Raw genomic sequence first — 12,930 nt, forward strand, 5'->3', positions numbered from 1 at the left:
AAGAAGTTACTAACACATGAATATCAAGCATAGTCTTCTCATCGCAGTCACTTCGCTCTCTGCCCTGACTGCGGCAAATGCACAGGAAAAAGTCGAGGTCAAGGTCACGGGTCGTGCCCTCTTCGACGCTGCGACCTACTCGCAGAATGATGCTGCCAAGACGCAGGATGGCACGATGAACGATGGGATCGGTATCCGCGATATGCGTATAGGCTTCAAGGCTTACTACGGCGACAACTGGTACTTCCGTGGAGATGCTTCCTTCACGAACAACAAGGTCTCCCTCAAGGACGTCTACTTGCAGTACAGCTTCAACAAGAATAACTTCATCCGCGCCGGTCACTACACCGTGCCCTTTGGTCTCTCCTCGGCCTACAGCTCTGCCAGCAAGGAGTACCTCGATGAGCCCGAAGCAAACGTCTACCAGCCAGGCCGTCGTATCGGCATCATGCATACCATCTCCAACGACCACATCTGGTGGCAGTATGGTGCCTTCGCTGACAACTCCGCTCTCACCACCAGCACCGACAAGGGCGCACAGGGCTACACCGTAGCAGGGCGTCTTGTCTGGCGCCCCGTGCTGACCGAGGGGGCTGGCTTCCACATCGGCTTCAGCGGTATGCACGTGAAGTCCGAGTCCGACCTCAAGGGCGGCTCGCACATCGCCTACTCGAAGAAGTACCTCACCGCTGTCGACAAGCGCAACGCTATGTCGCTTGACCTGACGGATGCCCGCTGGGAGAATAAGTTCACGGCCGAGTTCCAGGGGATCTTCCACAACGTCCAGGTCAGCAGCCAGTACTACTGGTCGCACGTGAACCGCGTCGGAGGCAATGCCTACGACACGAAGGGCTTCTACGTCTCTGCCCGTGGGATGATCATCAACCCCGTAGACTATAAGTACAACTACGTCACCTCGGGGGTCGACTCTCCTAACTCTGGCAACCTCGAGCTCATGCTGGGCTACGGCTTCCTCGACCTCACCGACAACAATGCGCTGACGAACTCAAACATCGCAGGCATGGCAGGTGCAGGTAAGATGACCGACTACAGCGCCGGCCTCTCCTACTACTGGAATAAGTACGTCGCACTGCGTCTGAACTACCACCACATGCAGGTCAAGCAGTGGGGGCAGGCTGACACGAAGAAGGTCAACGCACTGCAGCTCCGCGTGCAGTACATGTTCTAAGCGCGTAGCTGACCATACACGATACCGTAGCGGGGCGGGGCAACGACTCAGTTGCTCCGCCCCGCTCTCTTTCTCTCCCATAGGAGTATAGCCCCCATCTACAGGGCTTCCACGCCAAGCTCTCATCGCCTATGGAGTACGCATTGCTGTGAAGTCGATTTCGGAACCTATATTGGTCGGCGGGCTGACCTATATTGGTCGCGACGACGACCTATATAGGTTGCAGCATCATTCTATATAGGTCAGCCCGCCGACCAATATAGGTTCATACCACCCTTCCTCACGGAGGCTCGGTCCTCACGAATGAACTATCTTTGCATAGATATACTTATGCTTAAGCATAGTTTACTCACGAATAGATTTGATTTAACTCTCAATGGGAAGTATCCTCGTCATAGTCATCGCTCTCGCCGTCCTCGGCGCCATCGCTGCTCTCGCAGCCACCATACAGTCGTACCTCAAGGCCCGACGCATCGCCCGTGGCGAGGTCATCGAGCCTGAGCCTCAGGAGCTACCCCACGGAGAGGGCTGCTGCGGCAACCACCTGACCTGCGAGACCGATAGCCTGCTGGCTGCCGTCAGCAAGCGTATCGAGTACTTCGATGACGAGGAGCTGGACCGCTTCAAGGGTCGCAGTGCCAGCGCCTACAAGGAGAGCGAAGTCGAGGAGTTCCGCGACGTCCTCCTCACGCTCGATGCCGACGAAGTGCCCGCCTGGGTGCGTAGCCTCCAGCTGCGTGGCGTCGAGTTCCCCGAGACGCTCCGCCCCGAGCTCTACCTCATCGTCGGGGAGAACCGCGACTACCACGCCATCGTCGGCCGTCACGAGCCCAGCCCCGCAGCCTAAGTCCCCAGCGCACCGACCTCGACACTATGCCGAGTATCTTCGCCTATCAGTTCTTCCAAAACGCCCTTGCGGCGTCCCTCCTTACCGCCATCGTCTGCGGTATCGTGGGGGCATATATCGTCGTGCGACGCATCGTCTTCGTCAGTGGCGGTATCACGCACGCCTCCTTCGGTGGGATAGGACTCGGCATCTACCTCGGCATCAATCCCATCCTATCTGCTGCGGGTGCAGCCATCCTCGCCGCCTTCTCTATCGGCAAGCTCAGCCGTACCGAAGGCATCCGCGAGGACTCCGCCATCGCCAGCATCTGGGCACTCGGCATGGCCCTCGGCGTGCTCTTCATGACGCTCACCCCTGGCTACGCCACCAGCCTCCCCGCCTATCTCTTCGGCAATATCCTGCTGGTCACGGTGGGCGACCTCATCGCACTAGCCCTCCTTGCCGTCCTCTTGATAGCGCTCTTCAGCGTCGGCTACCGACAGATACTCTATACCGCCTTTGACCGTGACTTCGCCCGTGTACGCGGCATGAATGTCGGGCTGTGGGAGCGCGGACTACTCATCCTCGTGGCCGTGAGCCTCGTGCTGACGATCCGCTCGGTGGGTATCATGCTCCTCCTCTCCCTCCTGACCCTTCCCCAGACGACTATCGGGCTCTTCACGGCGGACTTCCGCAAGATCATCGTGGGCTCCATCGTCCTCTGCCTCATCGCCAACGTCGGCGGCCTGCTCCTAAGCTATTACCTCATCAGCGTCCCCTCGGGTGTGCTGATCATCCTCCTGCTCTTCCTCTTCCTTGCCCTCGGCAAATGTCTCAGCGCCATCACACGACGCAGGGCCCAGCACGCCCGAGGCTAAGCCCCCGCGCACTCGGCTCCCTTCTCCTTCTCCTTGCGCTCCTCGGGGCATGCTCCCGACGCGTAAATACCGCGAGCTCCCGCACGTGGCAGGCCTTCGTCACGCGCTACAACGTCCTCTACAACGCTCGCGAGGCGTACCAGACTACCTACCAGACCGCACTCGATGGTACGACCGATGACTACACGCTCCGTCTGCCACTCGATCCCGTACTCGCTCGCGCCACGACACCAGGCGCTTCCCCCCGCTTCTCCCGCACCATAGAGAAGGCCACGAAGGCCATCGAAGAGCATAGCATCTCCCGCAAGCCCGCTCGCCCTGCCCACTGGAGGCAAGACCCTCGTGCCGTGCGTATGCAGGAGAAGACCGAGTACAATCCCGCCCTCGCCGAGGCGTGGCTCCTCATCGCCCGCAGTCAGCTCTATGGTGGCGACCTCCCCGCAGCACACACCACCCTCACCGACATCCTCCGACGCTACGCTACCGAGCCCGAGGTGCGTGACGTCGCCCGCCTCTACCTCTGCCGTCTCTACACCCTGCGTGGCGAGCTCTTCGATGCCGAGGAGGAGCTGCAGCACGCCACCCGTCGTGAGGGAGAAGTCCTCCGCCACGCACCCCTACTCTACCATACCGCAGCGGCCGAACTTGCTCTTGCCCGTGGAGAAGACTCCACCGCCCTCCCACACCTCACCGTCCTTGCTCGCTCGGAGAAGAGCGCTCTACAGCGTGCCCGCCTCTCCTTCCTCATCGGGCAGATCCTCGAAGCTCAGGGCGCACGCGAGACAGCAAAGGCGGCTTTTGCCCGTGCGGAGCGCACAAGCCCCCAACCCGCCCTTGAGCTCACCGCCCAGCTCCACACCCTTGCCCTCACCACCGAGAGCGGGACGGGCATCCATCGCCTGCAGCGTCTGGCACGTCTACGCCGCTACGCCCCCCACCGCTCCGCCATCTACCTCGCTCTGGCCGAAGCACTCCTTGCCACCAACCAGCGCGAAGCCGCCCGTACTGCCCTCCGTCAGAGTATCGACTCGGCACAGACCTTGCGCGGCGCAGCTGCCGAAGCCTACACCCGCTTAGGCCTGCTGGCGCTCGAAGATCAGCTCTACGTAGAGGCCGCCGAAGCTCTGGAGAAGGCCTTTCCCTTCCTCCAGCACCAGCACCCCCACTACGCTACGGTGGAGCGACTCCTACCGGGACTTCGCCTCCTCGCCCCTCACGCACGCACCGCCCATCGTGCCGACAGCCTCCTCCACCTTGCCGCCCTCCCCACCGACCAGCTGGAGCGCCACATCGATAGCCTCATCGCTCATGCCGAAGCCACGGGAGAGAAGGTGCACGATCCCAGCGATGCCGTTCGCTCGCCCTTCGACGAACCGACCACGACCCCACGAAGCACCTCCGCGGGCTTCTACTTTGACGACCCTCAGCAGATCGCTCTCGGCCGTATCGCCTTCCGTCAGCGCTGGGGGAGTCGTCCACTCACCGACGACTGGAACCGCAGTCTACGCGCCCTCGATGCCACGCTCGTAGCCCCCACCACTACCGAGGAGGCAGGCGCCTCCGATGCCACTTCACCCGATAGAGGCCGAAGCCGTGAGGCCTACCTCCGTGACCTTCCCCTCACCCCCAAGGCACGCGAAGCGCTGACGGACACCCTCGCCAGCGCTCTCTTCCGTATGGCATCCGTCCTTGATGACCCGCTCCAGCGCCTCGATGAGGTGGGTGCCCTCTACACGCGCCTCCTTAGGGACTTCCCCCACTTCGCCGAGCGGGAAGAGGTCGCCTACCGTCAGATCCTCCTCGCCCTCCGACAGGGACGTGATGCCGAAGCCGAAGGCTTACGCAGGGAATACCTACGTCTCTTCCCCAACTCTCCCCGTGCGAAGCTCCTCCATTCTCCCGAGCTCAGACACTCCCTCCAAAGGCTTGCCAGCCGCTCCACCGAGCTGTATGATGCCGCCTACGAAGCCTACCGCACGGGCGATATCAGCCGCACTCGCGAGTACCTCACCGAGCTGGATGCCCTCCCCTACCACGACGAAGACCTGCGCCCGAAGGCACTCCTCCTCACCGCCCTCACCGAGGTGCAGGCAGGACAAGAGGCCCAGCTACGCAAGCACCTGGAGGACTTCGTCCAGCGCTATCCCGAGACCCCGCTGATGCCCTACGCTTCGAGCCTGCTCGCCGCCCTACGCGCGGGGCGCACCCTCACCACTCCGCCCCTCCTCACTCGCCCCGTGACGGGTAGCACCGAGGGGATAAGCGAGACCGAAGGGCCTGCCACGACCTTCGCCCCAACCGCAGCGGGAGAAGTCGTCAGCCTCGTGCTCCTCTACCCCGAGGGAAGCCTACCGCGCCACGAGGTGTACTTCGCGCTGATGAGCTTCACCTATTCGCACTTCACGCAGTGGACGCTCCAGGTCAGCCCGCTCCCCACGGAGACGGGGCTCAAGGGCTACCTCATCGAAGGCTTCCCCACAGCAAGCGACCTCAAGACCTTCCGTGAGCGCGCTACCTCTGCGACAGGTCTCCTTCCCACCCTCCCCGAAGGCTCGCTCCTCCTTCCCCTTAGCGCCGCCAACCGCCCCCTCCTCACCCGCGAGACCCTCGCCGACTACCGCGCCTTCCTCGGCGAATAATCCCCCACCGTTTCCCTCCGCCTCTTCCCCGCCCCCTCAAGGTGCGAGGTGGAAGGCCTGCGCCCACCCAAAAATCAACCAGTACTGGTCACTCGTCTGACCAGTACTACTTCGCGCGGTGACCAGTACTGCTTCCTATTGGTGACCAGTACTGGTTCGATCGCTGACCAGTACTGATCGCAATTTCCCTCCTCCACACCTCCTCCCACCTCGCTCTACAATAAGCACTTACACACCCTCCTTTTTTCACCTCCCGACCGCTCTTTCGTCCCCCTCCTCCGCCCCGCAAACGGATAACTCTCGTGCCTATTGAATCGACTTAAGGCAGCCCTCGCACTTCTTATAATTCTCATCTCTTTAAGATAAGAGGCATACTGTCTCAATGCTCCAGAATGGAGCCTGCTCACAAAAACAGCTATCCCATGCCGACCAAAGACTTGTAGGTAATAGAATACAAGTCTTACAATATATAGAGGGTCGTGTAAGGAGCGACAAAGCTATAAGCCATTCATCAGCTTGGTCTATATCTATAGAAATGCTACCTTTACGCATAGAATTTCGACCTCTTAATCCTCGCACATAAAAGAAATCAAAAGACCTATGATCCAGAAAATTAGCTTTGAAAACTACAAAGCCTTTGAGAAAGGAGAGATCAAGCTGAAGCCTATAACAATTTTATTAGGAGCAAATAGTGTAGGTAAAAGTAGCATCATCAATCTGCTTTTAATGCTTCAACAAACAGCAAACTCTGGTACATACAAGTCTGCACTTAGACTGAACGGAGAGAGTGTGAGCATGGGAGAGTGTGAGAATATCTTCAGACACAGAAATACATCTCGCAATATTTCCATAGAGCTTGAGTTCAAGAGCAAAGGGTTGAAAACTCTTTTTAGTAGGAGTTTATTTAAAGATCTTATTGACCCGTATGTTGAGCAAGCATATATGTCTGATGTATATATACGCCTTAGAAGGAAGAATGATGATAGTTCCCTTAGGAACGAGATCCCTAGACTCCTGGGTGAGGATAATGATAGCAGACAGATAGATATTACTCATTTTTTCACCCCAAAGGGGAAGATTACAGAAGAAATCTATGAGAATAAAGAGATCTTTACCAAAATGCGGAACACTCTTGACCAATTATATCAAGATCCAGAACTGAATCTTGGGGAGGTATTCAACTACTATGCTAAACTCACAGAGAGCAGTCATAGCATAAGTGGAAAAACTATTGATATTCTATATGACTTTCTAAGTAGAGCTCGAGATCTAATTAAAGATGATACTTTCCGCCTATTTGTAGAGCTGTACTATGATAAATTAGGGGAGCAGGGGAAGACACTAAAGACCAAGAGAATAAAGATTCAACAAGGAAACCATGTAATCCTAGAAATCAGTTTGGGGAGCGGTAAGGCTCAAGATATTTCGATAAAGACAGGCCTTTTTCCTAAAGGTGAACTTCAAGAAATATTAGATAAGAAGGCTCAAAATGAGTTGTCAAAGTTGATTAGCCATGAGTCAACTATTTTTTCTTGGTTTTCCCATTTTAAGAATCAGGGGGATTTTCTCCCTGACCTCAAAAGAGGAAGCTACTCTGTCACGACAAAGATTATTTCAAGAATCATAGAGGAAGCCTTATCTTCAGTCAGATCCAACTTTACACGCGAATCTGTGAATCATATAAGCCCTCTCAGAGCTCATCCTAGACGTTTTTATTTCTTGGATAAAGCCAATATTAATACTGTACTGGATACCCTGGATGGCAATTCCTTAGCTGAAGTTCTTAAGGAGAACTACACCGTTAAAGAAAGTGTAAACAGCTGGTTAAGCAGGTTTGGGCTTAAAGTTGATGTTTCTACTATACAAGATGTAGTTCATCAGTTAAAAATTCATCAGCATACACTAGATCTGGACATCACGGATGTTGGATTTGGAATTTCACAAATCCTTCCGATAATCGTCCAGGGATTTCTATCTTTCAAGGATAGCTTAACCATGGTAGAACAACCCGAGATACATCTACATCCAAAAATGCAAGCCGAGTTAGCTGATTTATTTATTGATATTATTAGTGGAAATGCCACTTTTTCCAAGAGAGATAAGAGCAAGCGAGCAAACTTCCAGAAGTACCTGCTGATTGAAACTCATAGCGAGTATCTGCTGAAGCGATTGATGCGTAGAATCAATGAAGAGGTTATCTCTTCTGATCAAGTAGCAATATACTTTATAGAACCTCCTAAAAAAGAGGGAGACCCCTCCCTAATAGTGGAAAAAGAAATCTCTAAAGAGGGAGGATTTGAATGGCCCAAAGACTTTTATGAAGGTGAAATAAAGCTAGACGAGCATAATTTCATCAAACAGTTATTCGTAACGAGAAAATGATTTGCTACACTTTATCAGACTGCGTCATTGAAGGCGTAATCAATGGAGATCTAAGGGTAGAGTATGTTGACTTTCTGATGAAGTTTGCTAGCGCTTCACCTAACTGCAAACTTGCGATTGATAAAGACCAGAGAGCTGTAAAGATGTATCTATCCTATGAAGATCTTGGAATTAGGCTCTGGGTAAGGCTAATGGGGCTAACCCCCTCCCCAAATTGGGAGTTAATCGAAATCGAAGATTCGGTCATAGATTCCGACAAGGATCTCTTTAAAGAGATTTGTGCAAACACAGCAGATAAGACAATGATTGTCGATTCACACAACGGTTGGATTCGTAGGTTGTGTGAAGACAAAGGAACACTTGTCTACAATGGTATTCCTCTTTCTATCATAGATAAAAGTGAGGCAAAAGAGAAGATCTTCCCCACTCATTGTAGCATTGTTACAAACAATATTACAAATAGTGTCATCATAGGAGATGAGTGTTCTGTGGGAGATATTCAAATACAGGGAAAATAGCACACCACACTACATACACCATTAAGCAAATGCAAAAAAAAAGACGTTCATTAGAGGTTGATAATTCTGTCATCGTAGGGCCTGAAGGGCATACAGGGAACATCAGGATTAAAGTTAGCAAAGAAAAAGGTACCCACGAGGAGAGCTCCGATCCAAAATCTACGACATCAATTCACGACTCTGTTGTAGTGGGAGCTCAAGGGCAAACAGGCAACATCAGTATCCAAACAAAAACGAAGGTAGTGATATACTTTGCAGGCTTTGTTTCAGGAGTCATAACGTCACTTTGTGCTAGCGCAATTTGGGCTGGGATCTGTACTATCTGGGAACATACTATAAAACCCCTAATGAACAGATAAGGTAGCTAGGATTTATCTAACTTTGCTACAACACCTCTCTTACTAAGGACCGAATCGATTATGCCCGAATTCATCTCCCTCCTTCCAGTATGGCAGCTGTGGCTCGTCGCCGCACTCATACTCTTCGCCCTTGAGGTCATCACGCCAGGCTTCATCTTGGCCTGCTTCGGTGTGGGGGCCCTTCTGGCTATTATCCCTGCGCTCTTCGGCGGAAGCTGGCTCATCCAAGCGATCTTCTTCGGCGTCGGTAGCCTCCTTGCCCTGTGGCTCCTGAAGCCCCTGATGGCACGCTGGTTCGCTGCCCGCGACACCAAGACGGGTATGGATGCACTCATCGGCCGCAAGGCCTTCGTGAGCGAAGCCATCAAGGTAGGTGATGGTGGTGGCCGCATCGCTGTCGATGGCGATAGCTGGCGTGCTGTCTCCTCCGTCGCCCACGACCTCCCCGCAGGGAGCGAAGTCCGTATCACTGGCTATACCAGCCTCGTCCTTCAGGTCGAGCCTATTCAATAAATCACCTTCATACTCTTCTCTACCATGCCTATTGAGTTCATTATCCCCATCGTCGTCGGTGTCCTGGCTATCGTCACCATCTACCAGGGGCTGTGCATCGTCCAGCAGTCTCAGACGGTCATCATCGAGCGACTCGGCCGCTACTACCGCACGCTGTCCTCTGGGGTGAACATCATCATCCCCTTCATCGACCGTCCACGTCCCATGCGCTGGCGCTACACGCTGCCAGGAGCCAACGGGCAGACCCTTGTGCGCTTCACCGAGATCACGAATATCGACCTGCGTGAGACCGTCTATGACTTCCCCCGCCAGAGCGTCATCACGAAGGATAACGTCGTCACCGAGATCAACGCGATCCTCTACTTCCAGATCGTAGACCCCATGCGTGCAATGTACGAGATCCAGAACCTCCCCGACGCTATCGAGAAGCTCACCCAGACGAGCCTGCGTAACATCATCGGGGAAATGGATCTGGATGAGACGCTCACCAGCCGCGACACCATCAACAACAAGCTCCGCATCATCCTCGACGAGGCTACGAACAAGTGGGGTGTGAAGGTCAACCGCGTCGAGCTGCAGGATATCAACCCTCCCCGCGACATCCGTGACGCTATGGAGAAGCAGATGCGTGCTGAGCGCGACAAGCGTGCGCAGATCCTCAATGCCGAAGGGCAGAAGGAAGCCACGATCCGCGAGTCCGAAGGGCGTATGCAGCAGGCGATCAACCACGCAGAAGGGGAACGCCAAGCTCAGGTGCTCCACGCTAAGGCCGAGGCCGAGGCCAAGCTCCTCACCGCCGAAGCCGAAGCTCAGGCCATCCGCAAGATCGCTCAGGCTGTCGAAGGCTCAGGTGCCAACCCCGCCCAGTACCTCATCGCTGTCCGCTACCTCGAGACCCTCAAGGAGATGACCTCTGGGCAGAACAACAAGACCGTCTACCTCCCCTACGAAGCCTCCGGCGTACTCTCCTCGCTCGGCGGTATCAAGGAGCTCCTCAAGTAACTCTCTCAGACGTCTATCGGGGGATAATAGACCTCAAGGACACTACGTTATATCTATGCCCTGGGGTACGCCCCAGCGTGGTGCTACCCCAGGGCATCCATTATTCATTCATTATCCCAAACTGCTTATGCAACAAGCCTACCCCCGTACTGACAAAGAAAAACTCAATCTTATTGCCCGTACAGTCTTCGAGCGCACACAGCCTCGGCACCAAGAGACGCTTCGTCAGCTGCGCCTCTTAGCTGCGCTCTTCTAAACCACCCCCCTTCCCTCACCCCCCCCTTTCACTCCAGACCCATGAGCAAGAAGCAGGCGATCATATCGCCTTCGCTCCTCTCGGCGAACTTCCTTCGCCTGGAGGAGGACCTGCGCCTCATCAACCAGAGCGAGGCCGACTGGCTCCACATCGACGTCATGGATGGCGTCTTCGTGCCCAATATTTCCTTCGGGTTCCCCATCCTTGAGGCCATCCGCCCCATCATCGAGAAGCCGCTGGATGTGCATCTGATGATCGTAGAGCCTATGAAGTTCGTCCGCGAGCTGGCAGCTCTGAAGGTCGACACGATGAACGTCCACTACGAAGTCAGCCCACACCTACACCGCTCCATCGGTGCGATCAAGGACGCAGGGATGAAGGCCGCAGTGACCCTCAATCCTCACGTACCGGTAGAGCTCCTCGTCGACGTGCTTGCTGACCTCGATATGGTCCTCCTGATGAGCGTCAACCCCGGCTTCGGTGGTCAGAAGTTCATCCCTCAGACGATCGACAAGGTTCAGCGCCTGCGTCGTATGATCGATGAGCGCGGACTCTCTACCCTCATCGAAGTCGACGGCGGAGTGAACGCCTCGACGGGTGCCGCCCTCGTAGAGGCTGGCGCCGACGTCCTCGTGGCAGGGAGCTATGTCTTCTCGCATGAAGACCCCAAGGCCGCTATCCGTAGCCTCAAGGCACTCTCTCGTCCATAGGCTTCGTCTAAGCTACGAGCGGGGACTCATTGCCTCGGTGGTCACGGCCGTGAGCCGTAGCTACACCACCCTCGCCCTCGGTATCCTCCTCCTCGGCTATCTCTCCACAGAGCTCCTCCCCCATAGAGCACTGAGCCTCGGCTTGGCCCTCTGTGGGGGAGGAGCTTTCCTTTATGGGGCGCTCGTCTCCTTCGCCGAAGGCACACGCCTCAGCCACTATGTGGCGCAAGTAGGCCGTACCCGCGCGCTCCGTCTCGGGCTCACACTCCTACTGCTTCTGGCAGCACGCCTCTACTACGCCCACAGCGTCGAGGTGATCACCGAGGTGAGGCTACCACTCCACACACCTCTGCGCGCCGTCCTCACCGAAGAGGAAGAAGTCCAGGACGCCACGCTCCGCCTGCGCATCCGCCTTTTAGGCGAAGGCGATATCCCCACCGCGCTTCTCCAACTCACCTGCAGGCGCCCTGATAGTGCTTCTATACGGGTGGGCGATACCCTTACCCTCGGTCTTGACAGGCTGAGCTATGTCCGTGAATTACCCCATGAGCGGGAGGGCTATGCCCGCTATCTCCTGAGCGAAGGCGTGACTGCCCTTGGTCGTGCCCATATCCTTGCCCACCAGCCGACACCCAGCGGTACGCTCCTTCTCCACGCCCCTACACGCTATGCCCGCAGGCTCCGAGATGGACTTACGGCACGCATCCAAGCAAGTGCACTCAGCCCCTATGCCCAGCATCTCCTCATCGCGATGGCACTCGGCGAGAAGCGTCACGATGCACTCGGCAGGGAGGTCAGTGCGAGCTTCGTGCGGGGCGGTGTAGCGCATCTCTTAGCTGTGAGTGGCTTCCACTTAGCTGTCGTCATCGGGGCGCTGACCTTACTTCTACGATACATACCCTACGTGAGGCGGAGAGACCGACTGCGGTGCGCCCTACTCCTCGCTGCCGCATGGGCCTTCACCCTTCTCACGGGAGCGAGCATCCCTACTCTACGTGCTGCGGGTATGCTCGCGATGTATCTTGGCTTTCGCCTCCTGCGTCGCCCAGTCTGCCTCCTCGAGGTCTTCACCCTGCCCGCCCTCCTTCAGCTCCTCTACGCCCCGATGAGCCTCTTCAGTGCGAGCTTCCTTATGACCTATCTTGCGATCATCAGCATACGTCTCTTCTACCGCCCCATTGAGGGACTACTTGGCGAGCTACGCCACCCCCCTCCTACGCTATCTGTGGGCACTCCTTGCGATGACGCTTGCCGTACAGCCCCTCCTCCTACCACTGAGCCTCTATCTCTTCGGTGAGAGTTCGCTGGCCTTCCTCTGGACGATGCTCCTTGTCGTACCGCTCTCGGCACTCCTCATCCCCACGAGCCTCCTCATCTTCCTCCTTCTCCCTCTCATCGGGACAGCACCGAGCGGACTCCTTGCTCCACTGGAATGGGGCGCAGGGCTGATGCGGGAGGGTGTGGCACTTGCCGAAGGGATCCCTGCACTCATGCTCCACTATCCGCTGGCGCTCGGCGCGCTCCTCCTCTATTACCTTCTCCTTGCCCTTGCCTTCTTCGGCTACCGCCTCTATCGGGAAGAGCTCCCAGCAGTGGCCTACTAATAAAGCATACGCCCCCGCAGACCGACGATGCGTCTGCGGGGGCGTATTGTATAT

The 12,930-nt window shown here is 56.0% G+C and carries 12 protein-coding genes; all 12 read left to right on the forward strand.

The window, feature by feature from the left end; translation table 11 throughout:
* The first annotated feature begins 16 nt into the window (after positions 1-16).
* The 12 genes from HMPREF1323_RS02450 to HMPREF1323_RS09315 all read left to right on the forward strand — a co-directional run bounded on the left by HMPREF1323_RS02450 (position 17) and on the right by HMPREF1323_RS09315 (position 12,876).
* A complete protein-coding gene (locus tag HMPREF1323_RS02450; RefSeq protein WP_009432615.1) occupies positions 17-1,189 on the forward strand; it encodes a porin in 1,173 nt (390 codons plus the stop codon).
* A gap of 385 nt (positions 1,190-1,574) precedes the next feature.
* Complete coding sequence (locus HMPREF1323_RS02455) at positions 1,575-2,036, forward strand: phospholipase (protein WP_156795182.1); 462 nt, start codon at positions 1,575-1,577, stop codon at positions 2,034-2,036.
* 26 nt (positions 2,037-2,062) lie between these two features.
* On the forward strand, positions 2,063-2,893 hold the full coding sequence (locus HMPREF1323_RS02460) for a metal ABC transporter permease (RefSeq protein WP_009432549.1): 831 nt from the start codon (positions 2,063-2,065) through the stop codon (positions 2,891-2,893).
* Complete coding sequence (locus HMPREF1323_RS02465) at positions 2,845-5,532, forward strand: type IX secretion system periplasmic lipoprotein PorW/SprE (RefSeq protein WP_009432627.1); 2,688 nt, start codon at positions 2,845-2,847, stop codon at positions 5,530-5,532. Before HMPREF1323_RS02460 ends, HMPREF1323_RS02465 begins: the two co-directional genes overlap by 49 nt.
* A 600-nt stretch (positions 5,533-6,132) precedes the next feature.
* Positions 6,133-7,914, forward strand: coding sequence for an AAA family ATPase (locus HMPREF1323_RS02470; RefSeq protein WP_009432632.1), 1,782 nt, complete (start codon positions 6,133-6,135; stop codon positions 7,912-7,914).
* Positions 7,911-8,432 carry a hypothetical protein gene (locus HMPREF1323_RS02475; protein WP_044123923.1) on the forward strand — a complete coding sequence of 174 codons (522 nt, stop codon included), beginning with the start codon at positions 7,911-7,913 and terminating at the stop codon, positions 8,430-8,432. The genes HMPREF1323_RS02470 and HMPREF1323_RS02475 overlap by 4 nt, the downstream gene beginning before the upstream one ends.
* A 419-nt stretch (positions 8,433-8,851) precedes the next feature.
* Entirely contained in the window at positions 8,852-9,304 is a 453-nt protein-coding gene (locus tag HMPREF1323_RS02480) for an NfeD family protein (protein ID WP_009432673.1), read from the forward strand.
* Positions 9,305-9,328: 24 nt separating this feature from the next.
* The gene (locus HMPREF1323_RS02485; protein ID WP_009432592.1) at positions 9,329-10,306 is read left to right on the forward strand and encodes an SPFH domain-containing protein; all 978 of its coding nucleotides are present in this window, start codon (positions 9,329-9,331) and stop codon (positions 10,304-10,306) included.
* Positions 10,307-10,433: 127 nt separating this feature from the next.
* The gene (locus HMPREF1323_RS09305; protein WP_255344659.1) at positions 10,434-10,562 is read left to right on the forward strand and encodes a hypothetical protein; all 129 of its coding nucleotides are present in this window, start codon (positions 10,434-10,436) and stop codon (positions 10,560-10,562) included.
* A gap of 41 nt (positions 10,563-10,603) precedes the next feature.
* Positions 10,604-11,272 (forward strand): ribulose-phosphate 3-epimerase, encoded by a 669-nt coding sequence (rpe, locus tag HMPREF1323_RS02490; protein WP_009432531.1) that lies wholly within the window; start codon positions 10,604-10,606, stop codon positions 11,270-11,272.
* Positions 11,220-12,569 (forward strand): ComEC/Rec2 family competence protein, encoded by a 1,350-nt coding sequence (locus HMPREF1323_RS09310; protein ID WP_198004362.1) that lies wholly within the window; start codon positions 11,220-11,222, stop codon positions 12,567-12,569. Before rpe ends, HMPREF1323_RS09310 begins: the two co-directional genes overlap by 53 nt.
* Positions 12,514-12,876, forward strand: coding sequence for a ComEC/Rec2 family competence protein (locus tag HMPREF1323_RS09315; protein ID WP_052312350.1), 363 nt, complete (start codon positions 12,514-12,516; stop codon positions 12,874-12,876). The genes HMPREF1323_RS09310 and HMPREF1323_RS09315 overlap by 56 nt, the downstream gene beginning before the upstream one ends.
* The last annotated feature ends 54 nt before the right edge of the window (positions 12,877-12,930 follow it).

The sequence above is a fragment of the Porphyromonas sp. oral taxon 279 str. F0450 genome (assembly GCF_000292995.1).
Lineage (GTDB): Bacteria > Bacteroidota > Bacteroidia > Bacteroidales > Porphyromonadaceae > Porphyromonas > Porphyromonas pasteri.

What these genes read in the sequence shown, in the direction of transcription:
- HMPREF1323_RS02465 (WP_009432627.1), top strand. Translation starts at nt 2,845, where the DNA reads ATGTCTCAGCGCCATCACACGACGCAGGGCCCAGCACGCCCGAGGCTA.
- rpe (WP_009432531.1), top strand. Translation starts at nt 10,604, where the DNA reads ATGAGCAAGAAGCAGGCGATCATATCGCCTTCGCTCCTCTCGGCGAAC.
- HMPREF1323_RS09310 (WP_198004362.1), top strand. Translation starts at nt 11,220, where the DNA reads ATGAAGACCCCAAGGCCGCTATCCGTAGCCTCAAGGCACTCTCTCGTC.
- HMPREF1323_RS02475 (WP_044123923.1), top strand. Translation starts at nt 7,911, where the DNA reads ATGATTTGCTACACTTTATCAGACTGCGTCATTGAAGGCGTAATCAAT.
- HMPREF1323_RS09305 (WP_255344659.1), top strand. Translation starts at nt 10,434, where the DNA reads ATGCAACAAGCCTACCCCCGTACTGACAAAGAAAAACTCAATCTTATT.
- HMPREF1323_RS02450 (WP_009432615.1), top strand. Translation starts at nt 17, where the DNA reads ATGAATATCAAGCATAGTCTTCTCATCGCAGTCACTTCGCTCTCTGCC.
- HMPREF1323_RS02460 (WP_009432549.1), top strand. Translation starts at nt 2,063, where the DNA reads ATGCCGAGTATCTTCGCCTATCAGTTCTTCCAAAACGCCCTTGCGGCG.
- HMPREF1323_RS02485 (WP_009432592.1), top strand. Translation starts at nt 9,329, where the DNA reads ATGCCTATTGAGTTCATTATCCCCATCGTCGTCGGTGTCCTGGCTATC.
- HMPREF1323_RS02470 (WP_009432632.1), top strand. Translation starts at nt 6,133, where the DNA reads ATGATCCAGAAAATTAGCTTTGAAAACTACAAAGCCTTTGAGAAAGGA.
- HMPREF1323_RS09315 (WP_052312350.1), top strand. Translation starts at nt 12,514, where the DNA reads ATGACGCTTGCCGTACAGCCCCTCCTCCTACCACTGAGCCTCTATCTC.
- HMPREF1323_RS02480 (WP_009432673.1), top strand. Translation starts at nt 8,852, where the DNA reads ATGCCCGAATTCATCTCCCTCCTTCCAGTATGGCAGCTGTGGCTCGTC.